The 16,930-nt window shown below is 39.3% G+C and carries 14 protein-coding genes; all 14 read left to right on the forward strand.

Features of this window, described 5'->3' with window-relative positions; genetic code table 11:
- Positions 1–80 precede the first annotated feature (80 nt).
- The 14 genes from AAHB15_RS03145 (at position 81) to AAHB15_RS03210 (ending at position 16,642) form a co-directional block, all read left to right on the forward strand.
- Positions 81–2,444, forward strand: coding sequence for a DNA translocase FtsK (locus tag AAHB15_RS03145; RefSeq protein WP_335572381.1), 2,364 nt, complete (start codon positions 81–83; stop codon positions 2,442–2,444).
- A 357-nt stretch (positions 2,445–2,801) separates the two neighbouring features.
- Positions 2,802–3,527, forward strand: coding sequence for a GntR family transcriptional regulator (locus AAHB15_RS03150; RefSeq protein ID WP_098528667.1), 726 nt, complete (start codon positions 2,802–2,804; stop codon positions 3,525–3,527).
- Between the two features lie 89 nt (positions 3,528–3,616).
- A complete protein-coding gene (locus AAHB15_RS03155; RefSeq protein WP_335572380.1) occupies positions 3,617–4,693 on the forward strand; it encodes a BMP family lipoprotein in 1,077 nt (358 codons plus the stop codon).
- A gap of 199 nt (positions 4,694–4,892) precedes the next feature.
- The gene (locus AAHB15_RS03160) at positions 4,893–6,428 is read left to right on the forward strand and encodes an ABC transporter ATP-binding protein (RefSeq protein WP_335572379.1); all 1,536 of its coding nucleotides are present in this window, start codon (positions 4,893–4,895) and stop codon (positions 6,426–6,428) included.
- On the forward strand, positions 6,421–7,467 hold the full coding sequence (locus tag AAHB15_RS03165; RefSeq protein WP_098528664.1) for an ABC transporter permease: 1,047 nt from the start codon (positions 6,421–6,423) through the stop codon (positions 7,465–7,467). Before AAHB15_RS03160 ends, AAHB15_RS03165 begins: the two co-directional genes overlap by 8 nt.
- Before the next feature lies 1 nt (position 7,468).
- On the forward strand, positions 7,469–8,428 hold the full coding sequence (locus tag AAHB15_RS03170; RefSeq protein WP_335572378.1) for an ABC transporter permease: 960 nt from the start codon (positions 7,469–7,471) through the stop codon (positions 8,426–8,428).
- Positions 8,429–8,933: 505 nt separating this feature from the next.
- Positions 8,934–10,214 (forward strand): EF-P 5-aminopentanol modification-associated protein YfmF, encoded by a 1,281-nt coding sequence (gene yfmF / locus AAHB15_RS03175; RefSeq protein WP_335572377.1) that lies wholly within the window; start codon positions 8,934–8,936, stop codon positions 10,212–10,214.
- Positions 10,214–11,506 (forward strand): EF-P 5-aminopentanol modification-associated protein YfmH, encoded by a 1,293-nt coding sequence (gene yfmH, locus AAHB15_RS03180; protein ID WP_335572376.1) that lies wholly within the window; start codon positions 10,214–10,216, stop codon positions 11,504–11,506. Before yfmF ends, yfmH begins: the two co-directional genes overlap by 1 nt.
- 241 nt (positions 11,507–11,747) lie before the next feature.
- Positions 11,748–12,470: an elongation factor P 5-aminopentanone reductase gene (gene ymfI, locus AAHB15_RS03185; RefSeq protein WP_335572375.1), complete on the forward strand. Its 723-nt coding sequence runs from the start codon at positions 11,748–11,750 to the stop codon at positions 12,468–12,470.
- An 81-nt stretch (positions 12,471–12,551) separates the two neighbouring features.
- Positions 12,552–12,803: a DUF3243 domain-containing protein gene (locus AAHB15_RS03190; RefSeq protein WP_098528659.1), complete on the forward strand. Its 252-nt coding sequence runs from the start codon at positions 12,552–12,554 to the stop codon at positions 12,801–12,803.
- Between the two features lie 196 nt (positions 12,804–12,999).
- Positions 13,000–13,791, forward strand: a complete 792-nt coding sequence (locus tag AAHB15_RS03195) for a DUF3388 domain-containing protein (RefSeq protein ID WP_098528658.1) — start codon at positions 13,000–13,002, stop codon at positions 13,789–13,791.
- Positions 13,792–13,802: 11 nt separating this feature from the next.
- Positions 13,803–14,708 (forward strand): helix-turn-helix domain-containing protein, encoded by a 906-nt coding sequence (locus AAHB15_RS03200; protein ID WP_335572374.1) that lies wholly within the window; start codon positions 13,803–13,805, stop codon positions 14,706–14,708.
- A gap of 52 nt (positions 14,709–14,760) precedes the next feature.
- Positions 14,761–15,345 (forward strand): CDP-diacylglycerol--glycerol-3-phosphate 3-phosphatidyltransferase, encoded by a 585-nt coding sequence (gene pgsA / locus AAHB15_RS03205; RefSeq protein WP_098528656.1) that lies wholly within the window; start codon positions 14,761–14,763, stop codon positions 15,343–15,345.
- A gap of 40 nt (positions 15,346–15,385) precedes the next feature.
- The gene (locus AAHB15_RS03210; RefSeq protein ID WP_342041721.1) at positions 15,386–16,642 is read left to right on the forward strand and encodes a competence/damage-inducible protein A; all 1,257 of its coding nucleotides are present in this window, start codon (positions 15,386–15,388) and stop codon (positions 16,640–16,642) included.
- The last annotated feature ends 288 nt before the right edge of the window (positions 16,643–16,930 follow it).

The raw sequence follows: 16,930 nt of genomic DNA on the forward strand, positions 1-16,930 counted from the left end.
GCAGCCAAATTTGGGCTGCTTTCTTTATACATATTTATGATATAGCATATCTGAATAACTTTAGAGTACAAGGTGATTAAATGGCCAAAAAAAAGAGAAGACAACCAAAAAAGAGGGACAATCATTTAAAACGGACCGTGCAATATGAATTATCGGCTCTCGCCCTATTAGCCCTAGCGATTATTTCAATTGCCAAGCTAGGGGCAGTTGGAAAAGCCACAGTTCTATTCTTCCGCTTTTGGATGGGTGAATGGTACATGCTTGGGTTGTTAGGATTAGTTATTTTAAGTGTATATTTAATGTGGAAACGAAGTATTCCTTTTTTCTTCCATATTAAGTTAGTTGGCACATATTTTATTATTTCTGCCATCCTACTATTGAGCCATGTAACACTTTTTCATTTACTTACAAATGATGGGGAATTTAAGGACCCGAGTGTAATTAGTAACACTTGGGAGTTATTTATGATGGAACTAAGAGGAGAAACTAGCACAACCGACCTTGGCGGGGGCATACTCGGAGCAGTTTTATTCGCATTATTTCACTATCTCTTCGCAGAGACAGGTACAAAAATTATTGCATTTATTTTTATATTAATTGGAATTATCCTACTTACAGGAAGATCGATTGGTGATTTCGTAGGTAAAATTATCATAACTATTTTCGACTTTTCAAAAGGTCAATGGGAAGCCTTTAAATTAGATATGTCTGAATGGAAACAGAAAAAAACAGAGCGTCGTAATGAGCGCATGGCCGAAAAGCAAATAGAAAAAGAAAACCGTCGAAGAGAGCAGGCACCAGTGATAAACAATCAGGCTCAGGAACAGGAGGAAACGATTATTCCCGAACCAATCATTTCTAGTTTTGCGGATCGTGCCTACTTAGATGTAGAAGAGTCCGCCCGTAATAAGCCTGAAAACGAACAAGCAAAAGGGAAGGAACAAAAGAATAAAACGGCAGAGGATGACGATGATAATACCCCGCCAATCTCGTTTACCGGAGCGGTAGTGGAAAATGTGTCTTACGAATTACCACCACTAAGGCTTTTAAAGGCGCCAAGGAAAACAGACCAAAGTGGTGAATATGAGTTAATTCATGCTAATGCTGCTAAACTTGAAAGAACATTCCAATCCTTTGGGGTAAAAGCCCGTGTTACCCAGGTTCACTTAGGACCTGCTGTTACAAAATACGAAGTCCACCCTGATGTTGGAGTAAAAGTTAGTAAAATCGTAAGCTTGAGCGATGACATAGCTTTAGCACTTGCTGCTAAGGGAATTCGAATTGAAGCACCCATTCCAGGCAAATCAGCTATAGGTATTGAGGTACCAAATTCAGAAGTTGCAATGGTGTCTTTGAGGGAAGTACTAGAAAATACTCAAAATGATAAGCCTGATGCGAAACTATTGATTGGTCTTGGCAGAGATATAACTGGGGAAGCAGTCCATGCAGAACTAAACAAAATGCCGCATTTACTTGTTGCCGGGGCTACTGGAAGCGGAAAAAGTGTTTGTATAAATGGAATTATCACAAGCATTCTAATGAGAGCAAAGCCGCATGAAGTAAAATTAATGATGATTGACCCGAAAATGGTCGAATTGAATGTCTATAACGGGATCCCGCATTTACTTGCACCAGTAGTGACAGATGCAAAAAAAGCCTCGCAGGCATTAAAGAAAGTCGTAAGTGAGATGGAAAGACGATACGAACTGTTTTCCCACACAGGTACACGTAATATTGAAGGATACAATGATCATGTTAGAAAACATAACCTTGAGGAAAATGATAAACAGCCATTGCTACCTTATATTGTGGTTATAGTTGACGAGTTGGCCGATTTAATGATGGTGGCATCATCAGATGTTGAAGATTCCATTACTCGATTAGCGCAAATGGCCCGTGCGGCTGGAATTCACTTAATTATCGCTACTCAGCGGCCATCCGTTGATGTCATCACAGGGGTAATTAAAGCTAATATTCCCTCACGAATTGCCTTTGCCGTTTCAAGTGCGACCGATTCAAGGACAATCCTTGATATGGGCGGCGCAGAAAAATTGCTTGGAAGAGGCGATATGTTATTCCTGCCTGTCGGAGCATCAAAACCTGTTAGGGTTCAAGGGGCATTCCTTTCAGATCAAGAGGTAGAAGATACAGTTGAATTTGTTATTTCACAGCAAAAGGCACAATATCAAGAAGAAATGATTCCAGATGATATTCCAGAGGTAACTGGTGCTGTGGAGGATGAATTATATGATGAGGCAGTAGAGTTAATTATTGAAATGCAAACTGCATCTGTGTCTATGCTGCAGCGGCGGTTCCGAATCGGTTATACAAGAGCAGCACGACTGATCGATGAAATGGAGGCCCGCGGCGTTGTAGGTCCATACGAGGGCAGTAAACCACGTACCGTATTGCAGGCGAAACCAAAAGAGGAACAGAGTTCATAACCCTCTTTAAAAAGTTCCATTGCATGAAAGTATTCTCTAAACTATAAAAAGTAGTAAAAAAGAGCCGCTAGGCTCTTTTTTATTGGACTAATTTTTTAAAAAATTGATACTATAGTAATAGGACAATGGTGAATTAGAAAGCTAAATTTTACTGCATTTCTGCATTTTTTGACATCATTCTTCTGCATTATCCAATAATATGTAAGCGTTATCTCTAATGTTAGCTTTTTTACCCCTTTTTTCGACAAAATTTTATATTCCTATTTATTTATCCCTAGAAAAATGTTAATATAAATCCGATTAGTAGGAATGATATCAGATGTCTGATGTCTTAGGAAAAAGGCTGGAGGAAACAGCATGTCTATTAAGTCAGATAACCGACACTTATATTTACAAGTAATCGATCGGTTGAAGCAAGATATTGAAAATGGGGTATATAAAGAAAAAGAAAAACTGCCATCGGAATTCGATCTTGCGAAACAACTGGGTGTAAGCAGGGCAACTCTTAGGGAAGCACTTCGAATTTTAGAAGAGGAAAACGTCATTATTAGGCGCCATGGTGTTGGTACCTTTGTTAACGCGAGACCCATGTTTACTTCTGGGATTGAACAACTTAATAGTGTCACTGACATGATCAAGCAAGTTGGGATGAAGCCAGGGACTATTTTCTTAAGTTCATCAACTCAGGGTCCTACCGAAGAGGATGTTCGTCGTTTCTCATGTTCCGTTAATGAGGAGATTTTCGTGATGGAGAGGGTAAGAACAGCAAACGGAGAACCTGTCGTCTATTGTATTGATAAGGTTCCGGAGAGTATACTGCCAGAAACATTTTCCCATGAGGAAGAATCGATTTTCCAGATTTTAGATGAAGAGGCAAATCGTAGAATTACATACGCTGTTGCCCAAATCGAACCTTTGGGTTATCATGAAAAAATTTCTCCCATTTTAGAATGTGAGCCAGAAACTGCTTTGTTAGTGTTAAAACAAATGCATTTCGATGAAACGGATGAACCTGTACTATTTTCGGTAAACTATTTTAAAGCGGATAAATTTAGTTTTCATGTATTAAGAAAAAGAACCTGATTTTTTTTGTTAATATCTGCAAACGGAAACAGTTTCACATTTTAAACATTTCTACTAAATCAAACAACATTCTTAGGGGGTACAATACCTTGAAAAAGCGTAAAATTGGAATGGCGCTATCTTTAGTTCTTGCTGCTGGGACACTATTAGGTGCTTGTGGAAAAAGCGATAACAAAAGCGAAACATCTAAGGGTGGAGACAAAGATACTTTCTCTGTAGCGATGGTTACTGACGTTGGCGGTGTAGATGACAAATCATTTAACCAATCTGCTTGGGAAGGTCTTCAAAAATTTGGTAAAGATAATAACATGGAAAAGGGTAAAGGCGGATATGATTACGTTCAATCCAAATCCGATGCAGACTACGCAACCAACTTAAACACTCTTGCACGTCAAGATTTTGATTTAGTTTTTGGTATTGGCTTTTTAATGCAGGGTGCTGTTGATGAAATTGCAAAACAACAAAAAGATCACCATTTTGCAATTGTTGACTCTGAAGTAAAAGAACCTAATGTTGCAAGCATCCTATTTAAAGAACAAGAAGCATCATTCCTTGCGGGGGTTGCAGCTGCGATGACAACCAAATCCAATAAAATTGGATTTATTGGCGGTATTGAAGGTGCTGTTATTGAACGTTTTGAAGCAGGATTTGTAGCTGGTGTTAAAGCTGCGAAACCAGAAGCGACTGTTGACATTCAATATGCGGGTGCGTTTGATAAAGCTGAACTTGGTCAATCAATCGCTTCAAAAATGTACTCTTCCGGCGCAGATGTCATTTTCCACGCTGCTGGTGGAACAGGTGTTGGCTTATTTAAAGAAGCAAATGACCGTAAGAAAAAAGATCCATCTCGTGAAATTTGGGCAATCGGGGTTGACAGTGACCAAGCAAACATGGGTCCAGATGTTGTTTTAACTTCCGCTCTTAAACGAGTAGACAATGCTGTTATCGACGTTTCTACAAAAGCGAAAGATGGTAATTTCCCTGGCGGTAAGATTGCATTATACGGTCTTGCCGAAGACGGTGTTGGTCTTGCGCCAATCAATAGCAAAGCACCAAATAAATCTGCTATTGAAACTGCTGTAAAAGATTGGACCGACAAAATTAAATCTGGTTCTGTAAAAGTTCCTGGTACTCGCGCAGAATTAAAAACTTTCAGCGCAAAATAATAAAAAAGAGGAATAAGCGGGTATTAGCCTGCTTATTCCTTCTTATTGAAATCTTAACTGAAGTGTAGAAATTCATTCTACTTTTCATTGAAGATTTTAGTGGGGAGGAAATCCCTGTTTTTTAAAAAATCTGAAAGGTCTGACCTCTTACTACTATTGGTCAAAATTTCCTTTTATCTTAATACAGGGAGTGAGAAAGATGGATTTTGTAATTGAAATGCTCAACATTCGTAAAGAGTTTGGCGGTTTCGTTGCGAATGATAACATTACCCTTCAATTAAAGAAGGGCGAAATTCATGCATTACTTGGTGAAAATGGTGCAGGCAAATCCACCTTAATGAATGTACTTTTTGGTTTATACCAGCCGGAACAAGGTGAAATTCGTGTAAAAGGGAAACCTGTTAATATTACGAATCCAAATATTGCAAATGATCTTGGTATCGGAATGGTACACCAGCACTTTATGCTTGTCGACACTTTTACAGTTACGGAAAATATTATACTCGGCAGAGAAGTAACAACTGGCGGTCGAATTGACCTTAAAAAGGCAGAAAAAGAGGTTCGTGAAATCTCTGAACGTTATGGCTTGGCCGTTGACCCTCAGGCAAAGATCTCTGATATTTCCGTGGGAATGCAGCAAAGAGTAGAGATTTTAAAAACATTATACCGTGGTGCTGAGATTGTAATTTTTGACGAGCCTTCTGCTGTCCTGACACCACAAGAAATTAAAGAACTTATACAAATTATGAAAACGCTTATAAAAGAAGGAAAATCTATTATTCTCATTACCCACAAATTAAAAGAAATTATGGAAGTTGCAGATCGTTGTACTGTTATCCGTAAAGGTAAAGGGATTGGTACCGTTAATATTAGTGAAACAAATCCTAACGAACTTGCGAGCTTAATGGTTGGACGGGAAGTAACCTTTAAAACAGAAAAAGCAGAAGCTAAACCACAACAGGATGTTCTAGATGTTCAGGATTTAGTGGTAAAAGATTCTCGCGGCATAAATATTGTAAATGGCCTAAATTTAACTGTTAAAGCCGGTGAAATAGTCGGTATCGCGGGTATCGACGGGAATGGACAAACTGAATTTATTGAAGCCATTACCGGATTACGAAAGGCGGAAAATGGAAGCATTAAATTAAACGGAAAAGAACTAATCAACCATACACCTCGAAAAATTACAGAATCAGGTGTTGGCCATATTCCACAGGACCGTCATAAACACGGTCTAGTCTTAAACTTCCCAATTGGCGAGAACATGGTTCTGCAAACCTATAATAAAAAACCATTTTCAAAAAGCGGCGTTTTAAATTTTAAAGAAATATATAAAAAGGCAAGAACTTTAATTAGTGAGTTTGATGTTCGGACACCAAGCGAGTATACATTGGCTCGGGCACTTTCCGGAGGAAACCAGCAAAAGGCGATTATCGGGCGAGAGATTGATCGAGATCCGGATCTGTTAATTGCAGCACAGCCTACACGTGGGTTGGACGTTGGGGCAATCGAATTTATTCATAAGCGTCTCATTGAGCAGCGTGACCATGGTAAAGCGGTCTTACTTATTTCATTTGAATTGGATGAAATATTAAACGTGAGTGATCGAATTGCTGTAATCTATGAAGGGAAAATTGTTGCCATTGTCAATCCAAAAGAAACATCGGAGCAGGAGCTTGGCTTGTTGATGGCTGGGTCAAATAGAAAGGAAGCAGGTGAACACTCCAATGCTTAAACGCTTTAATAGTATTTTAACACCCATTATTGCCGTGTTATTAGGTATTATCGTTGGAACCATTATCATGGTTGTCAGCGGTTATGATGCTCTAGCAGCTTTCACGGCACTTTGGAATGGAGCTTTTGGTGATTCTTATTATTTTGGAGAAGTCATTAGACAAGTTACTCCTTATATTCTAGCTGGTTTAGCGGTGGCATTCGCCTTTCGCGTTGGGCTGTTTAATATCGGGGTAGAAGGACAATTTCTAGTCGGCTGGCTTGCGGCAGTTTGGGTAGGGGTAGCCTTTGATCTTCCAAAAATTATTCATTTACCGCTTGCCATATTAGCGTCTATGGCTGCAGGGGCTTTATGGGCATTCATTCCTGGTCTCTTAAAAGCTCGTTTTCGTGTTCATGAAGTAATTGTTACCATCATGATGAACTATGTAGCATTACATGTGTCCAACTATATTATTAAAAATATCATCACCGATAATAAAGATAAAACTGATATGATTAAGGAAACGGCAACGTTAAGATCTGATTGGTTACAAAGTATTACAGATTATTCACGACTCCACTGGGGGATTGTTATTGCCATTATCGGATGTATTGTTATGTGGTTTTTACTCGAAAGAACTACAAGAGGATTTGAATTACGTGCAGTCGGTTTTAATCAGCATGCAGCACACTATGCGGGGATGAATGTAAATAAAAATATTATCCTCTCTATGGTTATTGCGGGTGCATTTGCCGGATTGGCCGGAGCCATGGAAGGCTTAGGTACATTCGGATATGCAACTGTAAAAGGCGGTTTCACCGGAGTTGGATTTGATGGGATTGCGGTAGCCTTGCTTGGTGCGAATACATCATTGGGTGTATTTTTCTCGGCCTTATTATTTGGCGCATTAAAAGTTGGTGCATTGAACATGCCGCTCGAAGCAGGTGTTCCAAATGAACTGGTGGATATCATTATTGCCTTGATCGTATTCTTTGTTGCATCAAGTTATATAATAAGAGTATTTCTTGACCGATTCAGTAAAAAGGAGGTGAAGTAAGTTGAGCTTAATGGAAATTTTAATAATCGTCGTTCCATCCACCTTGTTATGGGCAGCTCCACTTGTCTTCACTGCATTAGGCGGTATCTTCTCAGAGCGTTCTGGGGTTGTAAACATTGGTCTTGAGGGTTTAATGGTAATCGGCGCATTTACTGCGATTGTGTTTAATCTTACGTTTGTTGACACGTTTGGAAGCTTAACACCATGGCTGGCAATCATAGTTGCCATGGTTGCAGGAGCGATCTTTTCCTTGTTACATGCTGTTGCAGCGATTACATTTCGTGCTGATCATACGGTTTCAGGTGTGGCGATAAACTTACTAGCAACAGGTTTAACTTTATTCCTAGTTAAGCTTATCTATGATAAAGGTGAAACAGATATTATAAGCGAAGGCTTCAACAAAATTGATATTCCGGTTTTAAAAGATATCCCAATTATAGGTGAAATATTCTTTCAAAACACTTATTGGACATCCTTCCTTGCTATTATCGTAGCCATTATCGTATGGTATGTTGTGTTTAAAACACCATTTGGTCTTCGTCTTCGTTCTGTTGGGGAACATCCAATGGCGGCAGATACAATGGGGATTAATGTTACAAAAATGCGCTATCTTGGTGTGATTATTTCAGGAGCCTTAGGTGGTATCGGCGGCGGAGTATACGCTCAATCGATCACCTCTAACTTCAGCCATTCTACAATTAGTGGTCAAGGCTTTATGGCAATTGCAGCGATGATTTTTGGTAAATGGCATCCACTAGGTGCAATGGGTGCTGCAATATTCTTTGGTTTCGCTCAAAGTATCAGTATCATCGGATCAAGTTTACCGTTCTTAAAAGAAATTCCAAATGTCTACTTATTAATTGCTCCGTATGTATTAACTGTGCTCGCTTTAACTGGATTCATCGGCCGTGCTGATGCTCCGAAAGCAAGTGGTACGCATTATATTAAAGGAAGCAGATAATACGAAAAGCGGAAGCGCCTTGACAAGGGAAAAAAGTAGTTCATTTTTTCCTAGGGGCGACAGGCATAAGACGAGCCTTCTTGACGGATTGGCTTAGGACCCCGAGCCCCTAGGCGCTGGAGCTAGACAATAATCCAAGTAAAGAGCTCTCAGCAATGAGAGCTCTTTTTTTATACGCTCTGTTAAACGATATTGTTAACTTTTCATACTCTGTTGATTGGAGCGGAAGGCACTCGACTCCTGCGGGAGTACGGGGCAGGGGAGATCCCACAGGCGCAATTGCGCCGAGGAGGCTCCCCGGTACGCCCGCGGAAAGCGAGCGCCCGGAGCGGAAATCAACAGCCAAATTTAATTGAGCCTTTTAATAAAATGGTGTAATTTCTTGTGTTATACAGGCCTGGTAAATTATAGTAAGAAGTATAGGTTTTATCGAAAAGGAAAAGATATAAAGAAAAATGTTTACATATGCTATAAGTAGGCCCTTTAGGAAAAAGGAGGATTACCAATGGACTCAACTGCAGAAAAAATCACAGAATTGCAGGGATATAAACTCCATATTATTGAAACTGAAAAGTATAAGACCAATACATTTGTATGGAGAATGAAAGCCCCTTTAACAAAAGAAGATGTAACAAAACGGGCCCTGCTCCCGCATGTTTTACAAAGCAGCTCAGCAAAATATGCTTCCACAACAGCATTACGTTCTTATTTAGATGAGCTATATGGCGCCACTCTTTTTGTTGATTTGGCTAAAAAAGGTGAGTACCACGTGATGAGTGTAACCTTAGAAATAGCAAATGAAAAATTTTTAAGCGACCCGGCCCCTCTTTTGCAAAAAGGGTTTGAACTGTTGTCTGAGATTTTGACTAATCCAAATGCTACTGGAAATTCCTTTGATAAGGACACAGTGGAAAAGGAAAAACGAGTACTCAAATCACGGATTCAATCAGTTTTCGATGATAAAATGCGCTATTCCAATGTCCGCCTATTAGAAGAAATGTGTAAAGGAGAACCATATGCCCTCCAGGTAAATGGTGAAGCGGGCGAGGTTGATGCGATCACACCGGAAAATTTATACGAATATTACCAAAAGGCCTTTTTAGAAGATGAAATGGATCTGTATGTAATTGGTGACGTGAACGAAGAAGAAGTAAAACAATTAGCTAGCCAATTACTACATTTTGAAAACCGCACTCCGAAAAAAAATCAAACTGAAAAAACAACTGATAGAACTGAAGTAAATGAAGTAAAAGAAGTACAGGATGTAAAACAAGGTAAATTAAACATTGGATATAGAACCAATATAGTTTATGGAGATCCTGATTATTTTGCTCTTCAAGTCTTTAATGGTATTTTCGGGGGCTTTTCGCACTCTAAATTATTTATTAATGTCCGTGAAAAGGCGAGTCTTGCTTACTATGCAGCAAGCCGGCTTGAGAGTCATAAAGGGCTAATGATGGTCATGTCAGGGATTGATTTGAAAAACTATGATCAAGCTGTGGGAATTATTCATGAACAAATGGATGCGATGAAAAAAGGAGATTTTACTGATCAAGAATTGGAACAAACAAAGGCGGTTATCCAAAATCAAATTATGGAGACCGTTGACACTGCCAGAGGTTTAACAGAAATCCTTTACCACAATGTGGTTGCAGGTACCACTATTTCTCTTGATACGTGGATGAATGAAATGAATAATGTCACAAAGGAAGAAATCACAGCAGTGGCAGAAAAGATTCAGCTTGATACGATTTATTTCTTAACGGGAACGGAGGCGGGCAAATAATGGAGAAAATTACTTTTGACCAGCTTCAGGAAGAGCTCTTTCACGAAAAAATGTCAAATGGCTTAAATGTTTATATCCTGCCGAAGAAAGGATTTAATAAAACATATGCCACCTTTACAACCAAATACGGTTCAGTTGATAACACCTTTGTACCACTCGGCAAAGATGAATATGTAAAGGTCCCAGATGGGATTGCCCACTTTTTAGAGCATAAGCTGTTTGAAAAAGAAGATGGGGATGTGTTCCAACAATTTAGCCGTCAAGGGGCTTCAGCCAATGCATTTACTTCGTTTACCCGTACAGCCTATTTATTTTCAAGTACGTCTGATGTTGAGAAAAATTTAGAAACACTGATTGATTTTGTACAAAGCCCGTATTTCTCCGAGAAAACGGTGGAAAAGGAAAAAGGGATCATCGGTCAGGAAATTACTATGTACGATGATAATCCTGATTGGCGGCTATACTTTGGCTTAATCCAGAACTTATATCAAAATCATCCAGTGAAAATTGATATTGCAGGAACGATTGAATCGATTGCGGATATTGATAAAGATTGGCTTTATGAGTGTTACAATACTTTCTACCACCCAAGTAATATGCTGTTATTTATTGTTGGTCCTGTTGACCCTGATAAAATAATGACTCAGGTGAGAGATAACCAAGCTAAAAAAGATTATAAGGATATGCCGGAAATTAAACGGAAATTTGAAGAAGAGCCGCCGCAGGCTGCTGAAAAGAAACAAGTTCTTCAAATGAATGTCCAGACTTCTAAAACGTTGCTTGGTATTAAAGCCCTTCATGTTGACCAAACGGGCGAAATGCTGCTGAAAAATGAGTTAACCATGAATGTACTGCTTGATTTATTGTTTGGAAAAAGTTCGGAAAACTATAATAAGCTTTATGACGAGGGTCTGGTCGATGAGACCTTCTCCTACGACTATACTCAGGAGCAAGGCTTTGGTTTTGCAATGGTCGGAGGAGACACAGGAGAACCGGATAAGCTTGCTGAAAGGCTAAAGCAAGTGCTCCTTGATGCAAAGCAAGGCAGTGTGTTTAATGAAGAACAGTTAGGAAGAGCTAAAAAGAAGAAAATTGGCGCCTTTTTACGAGCTGTAAACTCTCCTGAATATATAGCCAATCAGTTTACTCGGTATGCGTTTAATGATATGAATTTATTCGATGTGGTGCCAACGCTCGAAAAAATCACCTTACAGGACGTTCAAAAGTTAGCATCTGAAGTCATTTCAGAGGAACGTTTCTCTGTATGCCAAGTTATACCAAAACAAAAGTAGGCGAGGAAGCGTCGGACCACGGCGCTTCTTTGCTGTCAAATTACTGGCGGATATGCTGGAAATACTGGCGGAAGACACCTGGATAGTGGCGCATCTGCTAATTTACTGGCGGATAGCATTCCTATAGTGGCGGATAGGAATTTTTACTGGCGTAATGCCGCTGGCTGGGGATATCCTGAAATTACTGGCGGAAACATATAGTTAGTGGAGTATGGGCCTTATAAACGAAAGAGTGATGTAATTGAAAAAATATGTGTTATTAACGGGAGCAAGCGGGGGAATCGGACAAGCGGTCGCCTTTCATTTAGCAGCGAAAGGCTATCATTTATACCTGCATTACAATCAAAACGAACAAACAATCCGGGAACTTAGGAATAAGCTTGAACCGTTTGGCGGTGAGTACATACCCATTCAGGCTGATTTTGCCTCAGCAAATGGTTACCAGTCCATACTGCCGCAAATCTTTTCCTTAGATGCAATTATCCATTGCGGCGGAAAAAGTCATTATGGACTGCTAGTGGATTTAAACCATAACGAAGCCCAAGAGTTATTCAATATTCATGTCTTAAATCCATTAATGCTAACCAAAGAATTATTACCTAAATTTTTAACCAAACGTTCAGGCAATATCATTGTGATTACTTCTATATGGGGACAGACGGGCGCAGCATGTGAAGTGGCTTACTCCTCTGCAAAGGGAGCGCAAATTGCTTTCGTAAAAGCACTTAGTAAAGAAGTGGCCTTAAATGGCATTCGCGTAAATGCCATTGCCCCAGGCGCTGTGGATACCCCGATGATGGAAGGATTCACTTCTGAAGAACTAGAGCAGATTTCTTTCGATATCCCAATGGGAAGAATGGCGAAACCCGAAGAAATTGCTGCAAGTGTATCTTTTTTACTTTCGGATGAGTCTTCTTATATTACAGGACAGGTGTTGTCTGTGAACGGCGGATGGTACACATAATGAAAATTTCATGGTTAGGATGAATAGTTCTGGGTGCTTCATCGCAAAATAACCTTGTACTATTCTAAAGGAGGGAATACGATGTCTGTTTTAGAAAACTGGAAACAATGGGAAGACTTCTTAGCGGACCGTCTTCATCATGCACAAAATGAAGGCATGAGTGAAGGTGCTATTAGTAACCTTGCTTTTCAAATTGGTGACTACTTAGCCAATCAAGTTGAACCAAAAAATGAACAAGAAAGAATTCTTGCCGATCTTTGGTCCGTTGCTGATAAACAAGAACAGCAGGCCATTGCAAATATGATGGTAAAACTAATTTCAAATAACGGCTAATGCTAAGAGAGAGGGACTAAAATGGTCTCCTCTCTTTTCGCTTTTTCCAAACCTTCTTGCTCTATTAGTTATAGATTTTTTAATAAATAAATCATATTCATTGTTTTTCCTTTCATCTTCTATCAAAATCATTTATTATAAGGTTTAGATGTGACAGTGTAAAAAATTTGTCGAAACTTCTTTTTGGGGGTTTTTTATTATGAAAAAAGAATGGTACTTAGAATATGAGATTCAGAAGAACCGCCCAGGTCTTTTGGGTGACATTTCCTCTTTATTAGGGATGCTGGCTATTAATATTGTCACCATTAATGGTGTAGATGAAGGCAGGCGCGGATTGTTAATCTTAGCAAAAGATGATGATCAAATAAAACGGCTTGAGTCAATTTTAAATACAATGGACACAATAAAACTAATAAAATTAAGAGAGCCAAAGCTGCGTGACAGACTAGCAGTTAGACACGGCCGCTATATTCAAAGGGATGCTGATGACAAAAAAACATTCCGGTTCGTGAGAAATGAGCTTGGATTATTAGTTGATTTTATGGCAGAATTATTTAAGCAGGAGGGGCATAAACTAATCGGTATTCGCGGGATGCCTCGCGTTGGTAAAACAGAATCACTCGTTGCGGCAAGTGTTTGCGCAAATAAGCGGTGGTTATTTGTTTCATCCACTTTGTTAAAACAAACAATTCGTAATCAGTTGATCGAGGATGAATATAACGCCAACAATTTGTTTATCCTTGATGGAATTGTCTCTACTAGACGTGCAAACGAACGTCATTGGCAACTAGTTCGTGAAATTATGCGCTTGCCTTCCGTTAAGGTGATAGAGCATCCTGATATCTTTGTGCAAAATTCAGAATACACTCTAGACGATTTTGATTATATTATTGAACTTCGCAACGATGCTGATGAAGAAATAACCTACGATGTCGTTGACCAGCATAATATGTTCTCCGGTTCAGATTTTGGAGATTTTGATTTTTAATAAATTGGAAGGTGTTACAGTTGACGGAACTAGGGAATCGATTAAAGGAAGCCCGATTAGCTAAAAACTTAAGCTTAGACGATCTTCAAACCATAACCAAAATTCAAAAGCGATATCTAGTTGGGATTGAAGAAGGTAACTATGCAAGTATGCCCGGGAATTTTTATGTAAGGGCCTTTATTAAGCAATATGCAGAAGCACTAAATTTAAATCCTGACGAAATCTTTGAAACCTATAAAAACGAAATTCCAGCCTCCCATAATGATGAATTGCATCATTTATCACGAGTAAAAACGCACAAAACGATTTCAAAAGGGGATTCTAAAGTATTTGATGTTTTGCCAAAAGTTTTAATAGGTGTATTTGTCATTGGCATTGCTAGTGTTTTATATTATTTTATTGCCAATCATGCCGGTGATAATAATAATGAAACGGTCAGTAATGACCGTGAGCAGGTTAAAATTGAAAAATCAACCGAACTTGAAAAAGTTAAGGCTAATGAAGTAGCAAAAGAAGACGAGACCAAAAAAGAAGAAGAAGCAGCAAAGCCTAATACGGAAACAACCCCGCCTGCTGATACACCAAAGCAGGAATTAACGGCTGTTCAATCACAGGGTAATACCACAACCTATGACTTGAAGAATACTGATAAATTTGTCGTTAAGTTAGTTTCAAAAGGACAAACATGGGTAAGCATTAAAAATGGAAAACAGAAAACCTTTTTCCAAGGAACTCTTAGAAAAGGGGCAACAGAGAGTCAAACACAAGATTTATCCGCAGAAAATATGGCTGTGATTAGGGTTGGTAATGCTGCAGATACAGATATCTATATAAACGATCAAAAGCTTGAATATGCCATTCCAGCAACAGCCAATGTTCAGAACATCAAGATACAACATGTTCTGGAGAATCAATAGTCATCTGCTGATGGCTATTTTTCACTTTTTTCAATGATAAGGAGAAGAAATTATGAATATTCCTAATAGAATAACGGTATCAAGGATCTTATTAATCCCATTATTCTTAATAATTATGCTCGTACCCTTTGATTGGGGTAACATGCATCTTCTTGGGGCAGATATGCCTGTTACCCATTTTGTTGGTGCTCTTATTTTTATAATAGCTTCAACAACAGACTGGGTTGATGGCCATTATGCCCGTAAATATAACTTGGTGACTAACATGGGGAAATTCCTTGATCCACTGGCTGACAAATTACTCGTGTCAGCAGCTTTAATTGTCCTTGTTGAACTTAATGATATCTATGCACCATCATGGATTGTTATTATTATTATCAGCAGAGAATTCGCTGTTACCGGACTTCGCTTACTTCTTGCAGGTGAAGGTGAAGTAGTTGCTGCGAATATGCTTGGCAAAATTAAGACATGGACACAAATTATCGCCATTTCTTCACTATTATTACATAATTTTATTTTTGAAATGATTTCGTTTCGATTTGATATTTTGTCATTATGGGTAGCCATGATATTTACCATCTGGTCTGGTTGGGATTATTTCGCTAAGAACAGCCATGTGCTAAAAAATTCAAAATAGTATAGCGTAGCCAAAGGAATACTGTTTAGGGGGGATAGGCTTGAAGAATGCTGAGATTATTGCAGTAGGTTCGGAGTTGTTGCTCGGTCAAATTGTTAACACCAACGCGCGATTTATTTCACAGCAATTAGCGGAGCTTGGAATTAACGTTTATTTCCATACGGTTGTGGGGGACAATCCTGACAGGCTGCTTTCTGCCATAAAAACGGCCGAGGAACGGGCCAATATCATTATTTTTACAGGCGGTTTGGGACCAACTAAGGATGATTTAACAAAGGAAACGATTGCCCGTCACCTTGGAAAATATCTTGTGATGGACCAAGATGCACTAGAATCTATCGAGCTTTATTTCACGCGCACTAATCGTGTGATGACGGAAAATAACCGTAAACAGGCATTGGTGTTAGAAGGCTCGCACATCCTTCCAAATGACCATGGGATGGCTCCTGGAATGGTGTTGGAAACGAAAGGTAACACCTATATGCTTTTGCCTGGTCCTCCAAAGGAAATGGAACCAATGTTTCGTCAATATGGCTGCATGGCCCTAGCCGCAAAGGATGTGGCGAAAGAAAAAATCGTTTCAAGAGTGCTGCGTTTCTTTGGAATAGGCGAAGCGGCATTGGAAACTGAAATTATGGATATTATTGATTCACAAAGTAACCCTACGATTGCCCCGCTTGCCGGTGATGGTGAAGTAACACTGCGCCTGACGGCAAAACACGTGGATGTGAATGTTGCGCAGTCAATGCTGGATGAAGTGGAAAAATCGATCAGTCAACGTGTGGGTCAGTTTATTTATGGTTATGATGATACTTCTCTATTAGCAGAGCTGACGAGAGTATTGAAAGAAAGAAATTTAACGATTACTGCTGCTGAAAGTTTAACTGGGGGCTTGTTTCAGAAGGAAATAACCTCGATTGCTGGAGTTAGTTCTGTGTATAAAGGCGGCGTGGTTTGTTATTCGAATGAAGTGAAGCATAAAATTTTGCATGTTGCACAAGAAACACTTGATAATGATGGTTCCGTGAGTGAACAATGTGCGTTTGAGCTTGCAGAGAATGCGTCCGGGTTGTTAGCAGCCGATATAGGTGTGAGTTTCACTGGTGTAGCTGGTCCGGATGAGCTTGAAGGGAAACCAGTGGGCACGGTTTATATTGGGATTGCTATTAAGGGAAGGCCGACGGTCGTTGAAATGCTTACTCTTGGGGGAACAAGGGAAGCCATTCGCAATCGTGCGGTGAAATACGGCTGTTATTTTATCTTACGGAATTTAAAAGAATCACAGAATGCTAATTAGCATTCTGTGGTTTTTTATTTTGGGATAGAGGATAGTAGGTTTGTATTAATTGGACAGAGTTTTACCTTAGATATCTGAAGTTTTATCCAGATTAGACATTATAGAAGACACTTCTTGGCTTCTCCATCATATTGTTCTTAAAAGGCCTCATTGATAACACTCCCTAGTTTTTCGTCGCCATTTGTTGGACTATTTACGAGAATCGCATAACAGATTCTCCAATAGGACCCTACCATTGAACAGTTTAGGCTAAGGCTCAAGAGAATATTCTTCTATAGAGTCCTACTA

It is taken from the genome of Bacillus sp. OTU2372 (assembly GCF_038440275.1).
Lineage (GTDB): Bacteria > Bacillota > Bacilli > Bacillales > Cytobacillaceae > Neobacillus > Neobacillus bataviensis_B.